At 68.1% G+C, this 13,165-nt stretch carries 12 protein-coding genes and 1 pseudogene; 5 read left to right on the plus strand and 8 right to left on the minus strand.

Annotated elements, in window-relative coordinates; all coding sequences use genetic code 11:
- Positions 1 to 3 precede the first annotated feature (3 nt).
- The 8 genes and pseudogenes from BLV31_RS25640 to BLV31_RS23025 form a co-directional block, all read right to left on the minus strand.
- Positions 4 to 366: pseudogene (locus BLV31_RS25640) on the minus strand (Clp protease/crotonase-like domain-containing protein); the annotation flags it as partial.
- A gap of 15 nt (positions 367 to 381) precedes the next feature.
- Complete coding sequence (locus BLV31_RS22995; protein WP_019290138.1) at positions 382 to 564, minus strand: YbdD/YjiX family protein; 183 nt, start codon at positions 562 to 564, stop codon at positions 382 to 384.
- On the minus strand, positions 561 to 2,879 hold the full coding sequence (locus BLV31_RS23000) for a carbon starvation CstA family protein (RefSeq protein ID WP_064061681.1): 2,319 nt from the start codon (positions 2,877 to 2,879) through the stop codon (positions 561 to 563). Before BLV31_RS23000 ends, BLV31_RS22995 begins: the two co-directional genes overlap by 4 nt.
- Positions 2,880 to 2,997: 118 nt before the next feature.
- Positions 2,998 to 3,267, minus strand: a complete 270-nt coding sequence (locus BLV31_RS23005; protein WP_064061680.1) for a DUF2277 domain-containing protein — start codon at positions 3,265 to 3,267, stop codon at positions 2,998 to 3,000.
- Between the two features lie 124 nt (positions 3,268 to 3,391).
- Entirely contained in the window at positions 3,392 to 4,540 is a 1,149-nt protein-coding gene (locus tag BLV31_RS23010) for an acetyl-CoA C-acetyltransferase (RefSeq protein WP_064061679.1), read from the minus strand.
- 9 nt (positions 4,541 to 4,549) lie between these two features.
- Positions 4,550 to 5,161, minus strand: coding sequence for a TetR/AcrR family transcriptional regulator (locus BLV31_RS23015; RefSeq protein WP_064061678.1), 612 nt, complete (start codon positions 5,159 to 5,161; stop codon positions 4,550 to 4,552).
- Between the two features lie 34 nt (positions 5,162 to 5,195).
- The gene (locus BLV31_RS23020) at positions 5,196 to 6,011 is read right to left on the minus strand and encodes an SDR family oxidoreductase (RefSeq protein ID WP_006550429.1); all 816 of its coding nucleotides are present in this window, start codon (positions 6,009 to 6,011) and stop codon (positions 5,196 to 5,198) included.
- Entirely contained in the window at positions 6,008 to 7,216 is a 1,209-nt protein-coding gene (locus tag BLV31_RS23025) for an acyl-CoA dehydrogenase family protein (protein ID WP_064061677.1), read from the minus strand. Before BLV31_RS23025 ends, BLV31_RS23020 begins: the two co-directional genes overlap by 4 nt.
- A 44-nt stretch (positions 7,217 to 7,260) precedes the next feature.
- Between BLV31_RS23025 and BLV31_RS23030 the strand changes: the two genes are divergently transcribed.
- Genes BLV31_RS23030 through BLV31_RS23050 form a run of 5 tightly spaced genes read left to right on the plus strand, consistent with a single transcriptional unit; the run spans position 7,261 to position 12,848 of the window.
- Positions 7,261 to 8,808 carry a FadD3 family acyl-CoA ligase gene (locus BLV31_RS23030; RefSeq protein WP_064061676.1) on the plus strand — a complete coding sequence of 516 codons (1,548 nt, stop codon included), beginning with the start codon at positions 7,261 to 7,263 and terminating at the stop codon, positions 8,806 to 8,808.
- Positions 8,805 to 9,674, plus strand: a complete 870-nt coding sequence (locus BLV31_RS23035; protein ID WP_019290144.1) for an enoyl-CoA hydratase — start codon at positions 8,805 to 8,807, stop codon at positions 9,672 to 9,674. The genes BLV31_RS23030 and BLV31_RS23035 overlap by 4 nt, the downstream gene beginning before the upstream one ends.
- Positions 9,674 to 10,834, plus strand: a complete 1,161-nt coding sequence (locus BLV31_RS23040; protein ID WP_064061675.1) for an acyl-CoA dehydrogenase family protein — start codon at positions 9,674 to 9,676, stop codon at positions 10,832 to 10,834. The genes BLV31_RS23035 and BLV31_RS23040 overlap by 1 nt, the downstream gene beginning before the upstream one ends.
- Positions 10,831 to 11,802, plus strand: a complete 972-nt coding sequence (locus BLV31_RS23045) for an acyl-CoA dehydrogenase family protein (RefSeq protein WP_064061674.1) — start codon at positions 10,831 to 10,833, stop codon at positions 11,800 to 11,802. The genes BLV31_RS23040 and BLV31_RS23045 overlap by 4 nt, the downstream gene beginning before the upstream one ends.
- Positions 11,799 to 12,848 (plus strand): acyl-CoA dehydrogenase family protein, encoded by a 1,050-nt coding sequence (locus BLV31_RS23050; protein ID WP_072740529.1) that lies wholly within the window; start codon positions 11,799 to 11,801, stop codon positions 12,846 to 12,848. Before BLV31_RS23045 ends, BLV31_RS23050 begins: the two co-directional genes overlap by 4 nt.
- Positions 12,849 to 13,165 lie beyond the last annotated feature (317 nt).

Consider the following 13,165-nt stretch of genomic DNA (forward strand, 5'->3'; position numbering starts at 1 on the left):
GAACGAACCGTGCCTGCCCTCCCCGGACGCGAACCGCGCTGCCCCTCCGACCGTGTCGCTTCCAACGGACTCCATACCGAGGGCGAATACGAATCCGAGCGCCTCGGATTCGGAGCGGCCGAACTGTTCGTAGACCGAGCGGCGGTCGTTGCGCATGCAGGTCTGTGGGAAGACTGTGACAGTTCGAGTCCACCGGCAACTGCGTAGCCTTCCACCGCCGCGATCACCGGTTTGGAGAGCACGAGGCGCGTCGGCCGGTTCGGCGGCCATCGGACCGTCGACCGCGTTCCGGCGCTCGGGACGGGCCATGATCACAGTCGTTACCCGATCGCGCGTCTCGACGCGGATCGATTCGTACGGCGTCATGCCCGACCTCCCCGCTCAACAGCATCGGCTTCCCGGGTTCGCATCCGCTGCAGCGTGCCGCTCACGCCAGTAGTCGCGTTCGCTCAGCGGTGGTCGATCCGGATGCTGCCGGCGGTGCAGTTCGACGTACCTCGCGTAGTCGTGGTCGCCCATGACGGCACCGATCCACCACCACGCCCGACGCAGTGCTGTGATCACGACCCACCTCCGTCCCCGTCGCGATGCCGCGAGGCATGGGTGTGTGCGGCGCCCGGGGCGCGGACCTTGCCCGATGCGATCAGTTCGTCCCACTCCTTCTGCAGTTCCCTCTCGGCCGGGGTCGGCACGAAGCCCGCGGGCGCGAATATCTTCGACGGCACGTGGGGTGTTTCGGTGGTGGGCATACCTCCGGCCCGGACCGATCTGGTACACACCACTACTCCTGCGGCGACCACGATGAGCACGAGCACTGCGAACACGATCGACAACGTGCCCTGGATGAATGTGTTGCGGATGACGGCATCGATCTCGTCGGCAGTCTTCGCCGAACCGAATGTGGTTGCGCCGGAGTTCTTCGCGTCGACGAAAGCTCGGTGCTGGGCCCAGTACCCCACCGCGCGGTCGCCGGAGAAGATCTTCTGCCACGACGCCGTCATGGTCACGATCAGATCCCACACCAACGGCACGCCGGGGATCCACGCCCACTTCACCAGTCCCTTCTTCACGACGACGGTGAGCACGACGGTCAGGGCGATCGCGGCGAGCAACTGGTTGGCGATGCCGAACAGTGGGAAGAGCGTGTTGATGCCGCCCAGCGGGTCGGTGACGCCCATCAGCAGGATCGCACCCCACAGGCCGACGACGACCGCGGAGCACAACCAGGCGCCGGGACGCCAGGACGGATCCTTGAAGCGACGAGCGGGACCGCCGAAGTTGCCGAGCGAGTCCGAAAGCATGAACCGCGCGACACGCGTTCCCGCGTCGACGGTGGTGAGGATGAACAGCGCCTCGAACATGATCGCGAAGTGGTACCAGAACGATTTGAGGCTGTCGCCGCCGAACAGGTCGCTGAGCACCTGGGACATGCCGAACGCGAGCGTCGGGGCACCACCGGTACGGGAGATGATCGACTCCTCCCCGACGGATTCGGCTGCCGCCGAGATCTGTTCGGGGGTGATGTCGGGCGACCCCAGCCCGAGACCGTTGACGTAGGCGGCGGCGGTCTCCGGGGTGCCGCCGGTGAGGGCGGCCGGAGCGTTGAGCGTGAAGTACAGGTGCTGGTCGATGATGCAGGCGGTGACCAGCGCCATGATCGCGACGAACGACTCGGTGAGCATGCCGCCGTAGCCGATCAGCCGGATCTGTTTCTCCTTCTCGAGCAGTTTCGGGGTGGTGCCCGAGGAGATGAGCGCGTGGAATCCAGACAGTGCGCCGCATGCGATGGTGATGAACAGGAACGGGAACAGCGACCCCGCGAAGGCCGGGCCGTCACCGTCGATGGCGAACGACGTGATGTCGGGCATCTCCAGGTTCGGTCGTGCGACGAGGATCCCGATCGCGAGCAGGACGATCGTGCCGACCTTCATGAAGGTCGAGAGGTAGTCGCGCGGGGCGAGCAGCAACCACACCGGCAGCACCGACGCCGCGAATCCGTAGGCGATCATCAGCCACGAAATCGTCACCGGGGACAGGGTGAACCAGTTCGTTCCCCAGTCGGTCTCGGCGACCCAGCCACCCGCGATGATCGCGACGAGCAGCAGAACGACGCCGATCAGCGACACCTCCGCGACCCTGCCGGGTCGCAGGTAGCGCAGATAGACGCCCATGAACAGTGCGATGGGAATGGTCATCGCGATGGAGAACAGGCCCCACGGGCTGTCGGCGAGCGCGTTCACGACCACCAATGCCAGCACCGCGATCAGGATGATCATGATGACGAAGACCGCGATGAGCGCCGCGACGCCGCCGATCGGCCCGAGTTCCTCGCGGGCCATCTGGCCGAGGCTGCGTCCGCGGCGGCGCGAGGAGATCCACAGGACGAGGAAGTCCTGGACCGCACCGGCGAAGACGACGCCGACGATGATCCAGATCGTGCCGGGCAGATAACCCATCTGGGCGGCGAGCACCGGGCCGACGAGCGGGCCCGCGCCGGCAATGGCGGCGAAGTGGTGGCCGAACAACACCCGACGGTCCGTCGGCATGTAGTCCTTGCCGTTCTCGAGTTCCTCGGCAGGTGTCGCACGGTCGTCGCGTGGCTGCACGATCTTGCGTTCGATGAACTTCGCGTAGAAGCGATAGGCGACGAGATAGGTGCACACGGCGGCAATGACGAACCAGACCGCGTTGATCTCCTCGCCGCGGACCAGCGCGATGATCGACCAGGCGACCGCCCCCAGAATCGCGAGCACGAGAAAGACGATCCTCGCGGTGGGTGATATCGGTGTCCGGTCGACGACACCGACCGGTGGAAGATCGGGGTCGGTCCGGAGATATTCCACCTCGCTGCCGGTCGGCGGCGCCGGGTCCACAGCCATATCGGCTCCTCACCAGGCTCGCCCGCAGACCCGCGGAGGTCGCGACGGGCCTCGAACGTGCTCGAATCTCGACCAGCGTCACGCTACCCGCGCGCGTCGACGAACGAACCGGAATCGATCAGCCGCGTGCGGCGATCCTGGCTTGCACCTCGGGCCGACGTAGCGGCGGCACCGACGGCGGTGGTTGCCGCCGCTCGGGAAGGGCCGCGAGCAATCTCGTCGTCGTCGCGGTCACTTCGGCGACGGCCTGTTCGAACGGCTCCCGGGTGGCGTCGGAGAGTTTGTGGATCCCGCTGACCTTACGGACGTACTGCCGTGCGGCCGCTTCGATCTTCTCGGCGGTCGCAGCCGGCTCGAGCCCCCGCAGCTCCGTGATGTTCCGGCACATGCTTCGAGGGTAGACGTCACCTCCGGACCGGACCATACGTTCGCTTCCGCGCGCCCGCTGTCCGTCCGCTGCGGCGATCGCAGCAGCGGATGACGAACGGGCGCGCGGATGTGAAGGGGGTGGGTCAGATGCGTTCGATGATGGTCGCGTTGGCGGTCCCGCCACCCTCGCAGATGGTGAGCAGGCCGTAGCGACCACCGGTGCGCTCGAGCTCGTTGAGCAGCGTCGCCATCAGCTTGGTGCCGGTCGCGCCGAGCGGGTGGCCGAGGGCGATCGCGCCGCCGTTGACGTTGACCTTCGACGGGTCGGCGCCGATCTCCTTGATCCACGCCAGGACGACGGGCGCGAAGGCCTCGTTGATCTCGATGAGGTCGATATCGTCGATCGTCAGGCCGGCCTTCTCGAGGGCGTACTGCGTGGCGGGGATCGGGGCGGTGAGCATGAAGATCGGGTCGTCGCCGCGGGCGCTGAGGTGGTGGATGCGCGCGCGGGGCTTCAGGCCGTACTTCTTCACGGCCTCGTCGGAGGCGAGCAGCACCGCGGATGCGCCGTCGGAGATCTGGCTGGCGACGGCGGCGGTCAGGCGTCCGCCCTCGACGAGGGTTTGCAGCGACGCCATCTTCTCGAGGCTGGTCTCGCGCGGGCCTTCGTCGACGGTGGCGTCACCGAAGGGGACGATCTCGTTGTCGAAGCGTCCCTCGGCGATGGCGGCCTTGGCGCGCTCGTGGCTCTGCAGCGCCCACTTCTCGAGTTCCTCGCGGCTGAGGTCCCACTTCTCGGCGATCATCTCGGCACCCTTGAACTGCGACACCTCGTCGCTGCCGTAGCGCTCCGTCCAGCCCTTCGACCCACCGAAGGGGGTGTCGAAGCCGTACTGCTGCCCGACGATCATGGCCGCGGAGATCGGGATCTGCGTCATGTTCTGCACGCCACCGGCGACGATGAGATCCGCGGTGTCGCTGAGGATCGCCTGGGCACCGAAGTGCAGGGCCTGCTGGCTCGACCCGCACTGACGGTCGACGGTCACGCCGGGCACGTGCTGCGGGTAGCCGGCGGCCAGCCACGCGGTGCGGGCGATGTTGCCGGCCTGGCCGCCGATGGCGTCGACGCAACCGAACACCACGTCGTCGACGTCGGCGGGGTCGATGCCCGTGCGCTCGACGAGCGCCTTGATCACGTGCGAGCCCAGGTCGGCCGGGTGCACGTCCGCGAGCCCACCCTTCTTCTTGCCGATGGGGGTGCGCACCGCGTCGACGATGTAGGCCTCGGTCATGATGTCTCCTTACGAAGAATTCTGGTTCGACAGTCCGTCGAGAACGATGGAAAGGTATTGCTGGGCAACCTGATCGATACCGAGGGAGCCTCCGGGCCGGTACCAGCGCACGGCCACCCACACGGTGTCGCGCAGGAACCGGAAGACCAGTTCGACGTCGACGTCGGGCCGGAACGAACCGTCCGCGACGCCGCGTTCGATCACGCCCACCCACAGGTCGCGGAACTCGGTGTTGAGTTCGCCGATGTAGGCGAAGCGGTCGCCCTCGAGATGCTTGGCCTCACCCTGGTAGATCGCCACCGCGGCGTGCGACCGGTCGATCGCCTCGTAGGAGGTGGTGACGAGTGCCGCGAGGGTTTTGCGGGACGGCAGACCCGACGCGACGATCTTGCGGTACCGGTCGAACAGGTCGTCGAGGAAGGCCCGCAGGATCTCGTCCACCATCGACTCCTTGGAATCGAAGTGGTGGTAGAGGCTGCCGGAGAGGATTCCCGCCGCGTCGGCGATGTCGCGCACGGTCGTGGCCCGCACACCGCGCGACGCGAACAGGTCGGCTGCGATGTCGAGCAGTTCCGCGCGGCGTCCGGACTTGCTGGAGGTGTCGTCGCGTGAGGGAGTCATGACGGACATCCTTTCAAGCCGACCGAGAGCGGGTTCATGCGCGCTGGGAGGAGACCGACACGACCTCGCCGGTCAGATAGGTCGTGTAGTCGCTCGCGAGCATCGCGATGGTCGCCGCGACCTCCCAGACCTCGGCGGCGCGGCCGTAGGCCTCACCGGCGGCGAGGTTGTCGAGCAGTTCCTCGCTGGTGACCTTCGCGAGGAAGGGGTGTCGGGCGATGGACGGGGCGACGGCGTTGATGCGCACGCCGTATTCGGCGGCCTCGATCGCGGAGCAGCGGGTCAGGGCCATGACGCCGGCCTTCGCCGCCGCGTAGTGCGCCTGCGAGTGCTGGGCGCGCCAGCCGAGTACCGACGCGTTGTTGACGAGCACGCCGTTGTGGTCGACCGAGCGGAAGTAGCGCAGTGCCGCGCGGGTCGCGCGGAAGGTGCTGGTGAGGGTGATGTCGAGGACGCGATCCCATTCCTCGTCGGTCATCTCGACGACGGGCGTCTCCCCACCGAGTCCAGCGTTGTTGACGAGCACGTCGATGCGCCCTAGCCGGTCGGCGGCGCCGGTGATGAGGGCGTCGACCTGTTCGGTGGACGACACGTCGCACACGATCGTCGCGACCTGCTGTTCGGGGAACTCGGCCGCGAGCTTCTCCGCGGACTCGCCGAGCCGGCGCTCGTGGAAGTCGGAGACGAGCACGTCGGCGCCCTCGAGCAGCGCGCGACGCGCGGTGGCGAATCCGATGCCGGTACCGGCGGCGGCGGTGACCACGACCTTCTTGTCGCGGAGCAGTCCGTGGCCGGGGGTCTCGACCGGCGGGGTCGCGAGCGGGGATGCGGGACGGGGTGTTGCGGTCACGGACGTGCCTCCCGGGGAAGGCCGAGCACGCGCTCGGCGATGATGTTGCGCTGGATCTCGTTGGATCCGCCGTAGATGGTGTCGGCGCGGGTGAACAGGAACAGCCGCTGCCATTCCGCGAGCTCGAGATGTTCGGGATCGGTGATGTCGGAGGGATTTCCGGCATGGTCGTGATCGGGGCCGACGAGCGATGACGATCCCTGCACGTCCATGGCGAGTTGCCCCAGGTCGCGATGCCAGTTCGCCCACAGCAGTTTCGCGACCGAGGCCTGACCCGGATCGGCGTCGCCGAGGGTGCTCAGGGCGTGGGCACGCATGACCCGCAGTTCGATCCGCGCGCGGGCGATGCGTTCGCGGAGGTGCGGATCGTCGATCGCACCGTTGCTCTCGGCGACGGAGACGATGCCGTCGAGTTCGCGGGCGAAGCCGATCTGCTGCCCGAGGGTGGAGACGCCGCGTTCGAAGGTCAGCAGACCCATCGCGACCTTCCACCCGTCGCCGGGGGCACCGACGACGAGGTCGGCGTCGGTGACGGCGTCGTCGAAGAAGACCTCGTTGAACTCGGAGGTGCCCGTGAGCTGCTGAATGGGCCGCACCGTGACGCCAGGCTGGTCGAGGGGCACGAGCAGGAAGCTCAGGCCGTGATGGCGGGTCGAACCGGGTTCCGTCCGCGCGACGACGAAGGCCCATTGTGCGACGTGTGCGAGCGACGTCCAGACCTTCTGACCGTTGATCACCCACTTGTCGCCCTCGAGGCGGGCGGTGGTGGAGACGTTGGCGAGGTCGGAGCCGGCTCCCGGTTCCGAGTAGCCCTGCGCCCACAGTTCGGTGACGTTACGGATCCCGGGCAGGAAGCGCTGCTTCTGTTCCTCGGTCCCGAACGCGATGAGGGTGGGGCCGAGCAGTTCCTCACCGAGGTGGTTGACGCGCGCGGGCGCGTTCGCCTTCGCGTACTCCTCGTGGAAGATCACGCGCTGATCCATGCTCGCGCCGCGCCCGCCGTACTCGGTGGGCCAGCCGATGCAGGTCCATCCGGCAGCGGCCAGATGCCGGTCCCATGCGAGTCGCTGTTCGAAGAACTCGTGTTCGCTTCCGGGTCCGCCCTTGCCTCTGAGCTCGGCGAATTCGCCGGTCAGGTTGTCTTCGAGCCACTGTCGGACGGTGGCTGCGAACTCCGCATTTTCCTGGCTCTCGCTCTCGTGCACATCCGTACGATAACCTACCAAGCAATTGCTAGGTAGGGAGCTCTGTGAACACACGACCGAGAACCACTCCGGCCGCACTCGTACGTGCCGCCGACACCTGGCCGGACCTGCTCGCGATCGCCGATGGCGACACCCGGCTGACCTTCGCACAACTGCGCGACCACGTCCGCGATGTCGCCGCGGCGCTCGTCTCCCGCGGCGTCGAACGCGGTGCGCGCGTCGTCATCTGGTCGCCCAACACGTTCCACTGGGTGATCGCTGCCCTGGGTACACATTGGGCCGGCGGGGTCGTCGTACCCCTCAACACCCGCTACACCGGAAACGAGGCCGCCGACGTCGTCGAGCGCGTCCGCCCCGAGGCCCTCGTCGTGGTCGGCGACTTCCTCGGTACCGACCGCTACACCGAACTGTGCAAGGCCGCTCCGGAACTGTCGATCCCGACGACCGTGCGGGTCCCGCTGGGCGGGAACGACGCGCCGATCGACGGGATCGTCGAGTGGGCGGACTTCCTGTCCTCCGCCACCGACGCCGCCCGCACCGAGGCCGACGCGCGCGCCGCGGCCGTGACCCCCGACGACGTCTCCGACATCCTGTTCACCTCGGGCACGACCGGCCGCAGCAAGGGCGTGCTCAGCGCCCACCGTCAGTGCATCGGTGTCGCGCAGGCGTGGGCCGAGTGCGCCGAACTGACGATCGACGACAACTACCTGATCATCAACCCGTTCTTCCACAGCTTCGGGTACAAGGCCGGCTTCGTCGCCGCACTGCTCCATGGCTCCACCGTCATCCCCCTCGCGACCTTCGACGTAGAGAAGGTCATGGCGATGGTCGCGGCCGAGCGCATCAGCGTCCTCCCGGGCGCCCCGACGATCTACCAGTCCATCCTCGACCACCCGCGGCGCGGCGAGTACGACCTGAGCAACCTGCGCATCGCCGTCACCGGCGCCGCACCCGTGCCCGTCTCCCTCGTCGAGCGCATGCAGAACGAACTGAGCTTCGACGCGGTGCTCACCGCCTACGGGCAGACCGAGGCGGTCGTCGCGACGATGTGCCGCACCGACGACGATCCCGTCACCGTCTCCACCTCGTCCGGACGCGCCACCGCGGAGTTCGAGGTGCGCATCGGCGACAAGGGCGAGATCCTGCTGCGCGGCCCGAACGTCATGCTCGGTTATCTCGACGATCCCGAGGCCACGGCCAAGACGATCGACGAGGACGGGTGGCTGCACACCGGCGATGTCGGGACCGTCGACGAACGCGGCTATCTCGACATCACCGATCGTCTCAAGGACATGTACATCAGCGGCGGATTCAACGTCTATCCGGCGGAGGTCGAAGCGGCACTGCTGCACCTGCCGGGAGTCCACGAGGTCGGGGTGATCGGTGTCCCCGACGAGCGCATGGGTGAGGTCGGCCGGGCGTTCGTGGTCCCGCTGGACGGACATCCGCTCACCGAGGACGACGTGATCACGTACGCCCGAGAGAAACTCGCCAACTTCAAAGCGCCGCGATCGGTTCGGTTCATCGATGCGCTGCCCCGAAACCCGTCCGGCAAGGTACTGAAGAACGTTCTGCGTGAGGAGAAGTCATGACCGTCCCGTTCGAGCCCGATGTCGTCACCTACGAGGTGCGCGACGGCGTCGCGATCGTCACTCTCAACCGACCCGATTACCGCAACGCCCAGAACTCGGTCATGACCTACGCGCTCGACGCCGCCTTCGAGAGGGCCGTCGAGGACGACGAGGTCAAGGTGATCGTGCTGGCCGGCAACGGCAAGCACTTCTCCGCCGGCCACGATCTGGGCACCCCGGGCCGCGACCACCACGTCCACTACGACAACAAGGCCGTGATGTGGTGGGACCACGTCGACAAGCCCGGCGGCGACCAGCGCTACGCCCGTGAGATGGAGGTCTACCTGGGGATGTGCCGCCGCTGGCGCGAGATCCCCAAGCCCACCATCGCGTCGGTGCAGGGCGCCTGCATCGCCGGTGGTCTCATGCTGGCGTGGGTGTGCGACCTGATCGTCGCGTCCGAGGATGCCTTCTTCTCCGATCCCGTAGTCCGCATGGGCATCCCGGGTGTCGAGTACTTCGCGCACCCGTGGATCCTCGGAACGCGCTTCGCGAAGGAGATCCTCTACACCGGTGACCGTTTCAGTGCCCAGCGCGCCTACGAGGTGGGCATGGTCAGCCGCGTCGTGCCGCGTGAGGAACTCGAGAACGAGACCCTCGCCCTCGCCGCCCGCATCGCGGAGATGCCCCGCTTCGGGCTCGCGCTCACCAAGCGCGCCGTCAACCAGTGCGAGGACCAGATGGGCATGCGCAACGGCATGGACTCGGTCTTCGGCCTGCACCACTTCGCGCACGCGCACAACGCCGAGGTCGGCGCCGACTCGCTCGGCGGCATGAACGCCAAGTCGATGGCCGCGAGCGCTCGTCCGGTGGAAGGAGCGAAGTAGTGGATCTGCAGCTCGACGACGCCACCCTCGCGTTCCGCGACGAGGTACGCGCCTTCCTCGCCGAGAACGTCCCCACGACGCCGCTCGAGTCGATGGACACGGCCGAGGGCTTCGAGGAACACCGGCAGTGGGAACGGACCCTCGCCGATGCACGCCTGTCGGTCGTCTCCTGGCCCGAGGAACTCGGCGGCCGCGACGCGACCCTCGAGCAGTGGGTCGTGTTCGAGGAGGAGTACTACCGCGCCGGTGCGCCCGGCCGGGTGAGCCAGAACGGCATCTTCCTGCTCGCCCCCACCCTGTTCGAGCATGCCCACCCCGAACAGCTCGCCCGCATCATGCCGCGCATGGCCCGGGCCGACGACATCTGGGCCCAGGCCTGGTCGGAACCCGAGTCCGGCTCCGACCTCGCGTCGCTGCGCTCGACCGCCACGAAAGTCGACGGCGGCTGGCTGCTCAACGGCCAGAAGACCTGGAGCTCGCGGGCGTCCTATGCCGACATGGGTTTCGGTCTGTTTCGCTCCGACCCGGAGGCCCAGCGGCACAAGGGCATCACCTACTTCATGTTCGACCTGCGGGCCGAGGGCGTCACCGTGCGACCGATCCCGCAGCTCGACGGTGAGCCGGGCTTCGCAGAGATCTTCCTCGAGGACGTCTTCGTCCCCGACGACCCGAAGCGTCCCGGTGAGTCCGGTGTGATCGGTGCGGTGAACGAAGGATGGCGGGTCGCGATGAGCACCGCCTCCAACGAGCGCGGTCTGTCGCTGCGTGCGCCGGGCCGATTCCTGGCGGCCACCGACCGGCTGCTGCGCGCCTACGGCGAGTCCGATCTCCACGGCGACACCGCGCTGCGCAACCGCGTCGCCGACGCGTGGATCGGGGCGCGCGCCTACGAGCTGTCGACCTGGGCGACCGTCACGCGCCTGACCGCGGGCGGACAGCTCGGCGCCGAATCGTCGATCAACAAGGTGTTCTGGTCCGAGTGGGACATCGCCGCGCATGAGACGGCGCTCGACCTGCAGGGTGCGGACGCCGAACTCGTCGACGGCTGGACCGACGGTTACCTGTTCTCGCTGTCGGGCCCGATCTACGCCGGTACCAACGAAATCCAGAAGAACGTCATTGCCGAGCGGCTGCTCGGCCTTCCGAGGGGTGATCGATGAGATTCGCACTCGACGAGTCCCATGAGGACTTCGCGTCCAGTATCGACGCCCTGCTCACCAAGTCGGATATGCCGCAGGTGATCCGTGCGTGGAACAGCGGCGACACGGCACCGGGTCTGCAGGTGTGGGAGCGACTGGCCGAGACCGGCGTCAACGGTCTGCTCGTTGCCGAGGAGCACGACGGCCTCGGGGCCGACGCGGTCGATCTCGTCGTCGCCGTCGAACAGCTCGGTCGCCACGCTGTGCCCGGTCCGGTGGTCGAAACCGTCGCGGTGGCACCGGTTCTGCTCGCCGCCGTGGCACCCGAGCGTCTCGGCCCGCTTGCCGCCGGATCGCTCGCCACCGTCGCGATGCTCCCCCACGCGCCGTACGCGGTCGACGCGCACGTCGCCGACCTCGCGCTGCACGTCGCCGACGGCACCGTCTCGATGGGCACCGCCGGGGACACGCGCGAGTCGGTCGACCGGTCGCGCACGCTCGCCTCGCTCACCGTCGGCGAGTCGCTCGGATCCACAGATACCGCTGCGGCTTTCGACATCGGTGTCCTCGCGTCTGCAGCTCAGCTCCAAGGCCTGGGCCGGACTCTGCTCGACACCACCGTCGAGTACGCGCAGCAGCGCAAGCAGTTCGGCCGCGCGATCGGCTCCTTCCAGGCGGTCAAGCACCATCTCGCCGAGGTGGCGGTCGCGCTGGAGATGGCACGTCCGCTGCTGCACGGTGCGGCCATCGCCGTCCGCGACGAGCTGTCCACCGCGTCCCGGGACGTCTCGGCGGCCAAGGTCGCGTGCGGCGACGCCGCCTATCTCGCCGCGCGCACGGCACTGCAGGTGCACGGCGCGATCGGCTACACCCAGGAATACGATCTGTCGCTGTGGATCACGAAGGTCCGCGCGCTCGTCACCGCGTGGGGTACCCCCGACGAGCACCGGGCACGCGTGGTCGCGGCACTCGAGAGCGAGGCGTCATGACGTTCGAGACGGAAGATCTTGCCGCACTGCGGGACTCGGTGCGTACCCTGCTCGCCAAGCACTCCGATTCGGCTGCCGTCCGGCGGGCGATCACGACCGGCAGCGGGTACGACGACGAACTGTGGACGATGCTCGTCGAGCAGGTCGGGGTCGCAGCCCTCGCCGTTCCGGAGGAGTACGACGGTGTGGGCGCCTCGTGGGTCGAGGCCCACGTGGTGCTCGAGGAACTCGGCCGCACGCTCACCCCGTCACCGTTCCTGGGGTCGGCGGTACTCGCGGCGCAGACCGTGCTGCTGTCCGGTGATGCCGACGCGGCGGCGCGTCTGCTCCCCGGCATCGCGGCCGGCGAGGTCGTCGCGGTGTGCTGGGCGTCGGCCACCGGCTGGCAGCGTCCCGGCGTGAGCGCCGAGGGCAACGTGCTGACCGGAACCGCGCACTACGTGCTCGGCGGCGACATCGCGTCCACCCTGCTCGTGCTCGCCGCCGACGGTGACACGGTCGGCCTGTTCGAGGTCGATCCGGAGACCGACGGGGTGTTGCGGCGCCGCGTGCCCACGATGGATCCCACGCGTTCCCTCGCGGAGGTGTCGTTCTCGGCGGTGACCGGTCGTCGCCTGTCATCGTCCGACGATCTCGTCGACCGGTTGCGGGCGTCCGCGGCGATCGCCCTGTCGGCCGAGCAGGTGGGTGCCGCGCAAGCGGTGCTCGACCTGACCGTCGACTACGCGAAGAACCGCAAGCAGTTCGGTCGCGCAATCGGGTCGTTCCAGGCGCTCAAGCACCGCATGGCCGACATGTACGCGCTCGTGGAGACGGCGCGATCGATGTCGTATGCGGCTGCGTTGTCGCAGGATCCGCAGGACGCGTACGCCGCGAAGATCTACTGTTCGGAAGCCTTCCAACAGGTCGCGTCGGAGGCCGTGCAGCTGCACGGCGGGATCGCGATCACCTGGGAGCACGACGCGCAGTTGTTCTTCAAACGGGCGCACGGCAGCGCCCAGTTGTTCGGGCAACCGCGCGAGTACCTGAGCGCAATATCCGCCTGAGCAATATCGTCGGCGGCGATCCCTGCGAAAGATCGGTGATGCGCCTCCTCGATTCCTCGGTTCCACTCCCCGTGCGTCCCCGCCGCGTCCTCGTGGCGGGGACGTCGAGGAGTTCACCGCGCACCCACGGTGGGTACCGCGACCGCGTCCTCACCGCGCTCGCACAACGTCCCGATCTGCCGGTCGTGCGGCTGACGGGCCGACGGGAGGTCGATACGTGGGCGGCGCTGCTCGCCTGCCGTCCCCCCGGCGTCCGGCGGATGAACTCGACACCCGTCCTCGGAGCCCGCGGGCCGGAGAGCACCCGATCGTCCGGG

Source organism: Rhodococcus pyridinivorans (assembly GCF_900105195.1).
GTDB lineage: Bacteria > Actinomycetota > Actinomycetes > Mycobacteriales > Mycobacteriaceae > Rhodococcus > Rhodococcus pyridinivorans.